Below are 3679 nucleotides of genomic sequence, written 5' to 3' on the forward strand. Positions count from 1 at the left end.
TATCAACCTTATCTTTTAAATCACCACACTCATCAAAAAAGTAAGCTAACTCATCACTCAACATATTTTATTTCCTGTAAAAGGAAATGAATATGCCACACTCAAAAGATCGTTCAAGTACTAAATTTCCGCTTAAACGATCAGCATTGGAAACAAGTTCAGCATGACGGGAAGGGGACGGAATTAGCAAAGCCCGGATACTGAAACAAGTTCAGCATGACGGGAAGAGAACGTGAAAAAGGGAATAATAAACCACGCACTCCGTTATCCTGAAGGAACTACCTCCGTCATCCTGAATTTATTTCAGGATCTGTACTTGCTCTAAAAGCCCAGTATCAGAATTATTCTTATTTGTCCTACTCATTTTCCATTCACCGTAAATGTATAACCATTGAGCGTAATTGACTCAGCTTGACTTGCTGTCTTGATAAAATCATTTTATGGTTAACGATTGAATCCAAAAATAATAATCCGCACAGGAACCATTACATGCATATCAAGCAAAGCATCGCGCCTACTTTTTTGGCGCTTAGCGTATCGCTAGCGTTATCTGGCTGTTTAGAGTCTGAGCAGCAAGACCCAAAAGTTTCTATTAATAAAAACCCTTATCCAAGTACTTATCAACCCTTACCTAAGCAAATGACATTGATCAAAAATACTACGGTATTAATTGGTAATGGCGAGCGCTTTGATAATGCCGATGTTTTAATGACTGATGGTAAAATATCTCAGGTAGGAGAAAACTTAATTGCGGCGGGTGCGGTTGAAGTTGATGGTACAGGCAAATGGGTAACGCCTGGTGTTATTGATGTGCATTCACATTTAGGGGTTTATCCTAGCCCGTCGGCTGAATCGCATTCAGACGGTAATGAAATGAGTTCGCCCAATACTTCTGAAGTATGGTCTGAGCATAGCATTTGGCCTCAAGATCCAGGTTTTAATGCTGCTCGTGCCGGTGGTGTCACTACGATGCAAATTTTACCAGGCTCTGCCAATTTATTTGGTGGCCGTGGTGTAACACTGCGTAATGTGCCAAGTCACACTATGCAAGGAATGAAGTTTCCAGAAGCGCCTTATGGTTTGAAAATGGCCTGTGGTGAAAACCCTAAGCGTGTTTATGGCAGTCGTAAGATTTTACCTTCGACCCGCATGGGCAATATGGCCGGTTACCGTATGGCTTGGGCAGAAGCGACTGAGTATAAAAGTGCTTGGGAAAAGTATGATCGTGACTACGATGCGGGAAAAAATCCTTTAGCGCCAGCACGAGATTTAGAGCTTGATACCTTGCGTGGTGTACTTGATGGTGAAATTTTAATTCATAATCATTGTTACAAAGCTGAAGAAATGGCGATGATGATTGATCTTGGTAAAGAGTTTAATTACAAGTCAGGTACTTTTCATCACGCGATTGAAGGTTACAAAATTGCTGACTTATTAGCTGAAAATGGTAACTGTGCAGCTATGTGGCCTGATTGGTGGGGTTTCAAATTGGAAGCTTACGACATGATCCACGAGAACGTTGCTGTGGTCAATGCGGTAAAAAATTCCTGTGCCATTGTCCATTCAGATTCAGCGAGTACTATTCAGCGCTTAAACCAAGAAGCAGGCAAAGTGATGTACCGTGCTAATGAAAATGGTTTTGCCTTAAAGCCCGCTGAAGCGATCCGTTGGATCACTTTAAATGCGGCGAAATCTCTTGGTATTGATGATAAAACCGGTAGTTTAGAAGCGGGTAAAAATGCTGATGTAGTCTTGTGGAATCAAAGTCCTTTTAGTGTTTATGCACAAGCCGAACAAGTATTTGTTGATGGCGCGAAAGTTTATGATCGCTTTGACGATAAATACCAAGCAAAAAGTGACTTTATGTTAGGGCAAGCTGCAGTACCTGCTTTACCAATAAAAGGAGGAGAGTAATTATGAAAAAAATTAAGCTATTTAAAGCCTCATTAGTCGCACTAGCTTTAGCGACGATAAGCAGTGCTCATGCAGAAAGTTTAGCTATTACTAATGCAACTATTCATACGGTTACTGAACAGGGCGTTTTAACCAACGCTACTGTCGTTATTGACGACGGAATCATTACTGCGATAAACCCTGATGAAATTGTTGCTGATGTAACCTTTGATGCCATGGGCAAAATACTGACGCCGGGTTTGATTGGTGCAATGAATGCATTAGGTTTAGTGGAAGTGAATGCCGTATCAAGAACGCGCGATGCCAGTGACAAAAAAGCGGACATCACTTTTGACGCGTCATTAGCGTTTAATCCACGTTCAACCGTTGTGCCTTATACGCGTAAAGGGGGAATTACCAGTAACGTAACCGCTCCTAGTGGTGGCGAAAGCATGTTTAAAGGGCAAACCTTTGTTGTCGACATGTCGGGTGAATTTGACAGTGTTTATATCAAAGAAAATGCCGTTATTATTGATTTAGGCGCAAAAAGTAGTGGTTCACGTGCTTTGAACTTGCAAAAATTACGCTATAAATTGGAAGATACACAAAAAGCATTAACGAAAGCTGCTGAAGAAGTCGCTGCGCAAAAAGACAAAAAGGCTGACGATAAAAAAGAGACAGCTAAAGAACTAAAACGTGATGAAAAAATCATTAATGCGCTATTAGCTGGCGAAAAACCACTGGTCGCTTATGCTGATCGTGCCACTGATTTGTTGGAATTGCTGAAACTAAAAGCTGAATTTAATCTTGATTTAGTGATTGCTGGTGGCGCTGATGCCATATTAATCAGCGAACAATTAGCCACAGCAAAAGTACCGGTTATATTTGGCGCACTAGATAACTTGCCAAGTAGTTTTGATTCATTGCATTCTTCACTAGAAAATACGGCGAAACTAACGCAAGCAGGTATTAGCGTTGCTTTAGCGATAAACGATGCGCATAACTTGTATCAACTGCGTTTTGAAGCGGGTAATGCAGTTGCCAATGGTTTGACTAAAGACCAAGCACTTGCTGCTGTTACCGCCAACGTTGCTGATGCTTTTAATATTAATGCTGGCCGTATAGCGGTTGGTAAAAAAGCTGATTTAGTGTTGTGGAGTGCTGACCCATTTGAGCTCAGTACGAAAGTTGATAAAATGTGGATTAACGGCAAAGAGACCTCTACACAGAGTCGTCAAGATGAGTTACGTAAGCGCTATACCACGAACAGCGATATGCCAAGAGGTTACACGAAGTAACTTTTATTAGTTGTTAGTTATTGGCTAGCAAAAGGCGTTAAACGAAGGATCGTTTAACGCCTTTTTTGTTTTTGCTTTTTGTCGTTTAGTATCAGGTCTTGACTAGGCCCCTTGCCGTCATGCTAAATTTATTTCAGTATCTGGTCTTGGTCAGGTCCCCCTTTGTCGTCATGCTGAATTTATTTCAGTATCTGGTTTTGGTTAGTTCCCCCTTTGTCGTCATGCTGAATTTATTTCAGTATCTGATTTTCGTGGTTCGAAGTACAGATCCTGAAACAAGTTCAGGATGACGGTGGGGAGTCAGGATTACGGTGGGGAGTCAGGATTACGGTGGGGAGTCAGGATGACGGTGGGGAGTCAGGATGACGGTGGGTTTTGATAGTCTGACGGTGGTTGTTTAATCCCCTTGTCGTCATGCTGAATTCATTTCAGTATCTGGTGTTCGTGGTTCGAAGTACAGATCCTGAAACAAGTTCAGGATGACGGTG

At 41.7% G+C, this 3679-nt stretch carries 2 protein-coding genes; both read left to right on the forward strand.

The window, feature by feature from the left end:
* Nucleotides 1–489 precede the first annotated feature (489 nt).
* On the forward strand, nt 490–1914 hold the full coding sequence (locus ESZ26_RS18775; protein ID WP_146801311.1) for an amidohydrolase: 1425 nt from the start codon (nt 490–492) through the stop codon (nt 1912–1914).
* An 11-nt stretch (nt 1915–1925) separates the two neighbouring features.
* Entirely contained in the window at nt 1926–3191 is a 1266-nt protein-coding gene (locus ESZ26_RS18780; protein ID WP_223271735.1) for an amidohydrolase family protein, read from the forward strand.
* Nucleotides 3192–3679 lie beyond the last annotated feature (488 nt).

This window comes from Colwellia hornerae, from assembly GCF_007954355.1.
GTDB classification, from domain to species: Bacteria; Pseudomonadota; Gammaproteobacteria; order Enterobacterales; family Alteromonadaceae; genus Colwellia_A; species Colwellia_A hornerae.

Excerpts from the sequence above, each read along its gene's own strand:
- ESZ26_RS18775 (WP_146801311.1), top strand. The coding sequence starts at position 490 with ATGCATATCAAGCAAAGCATCGCGCCTACTTTTTTGGCGCTTAGCGTA.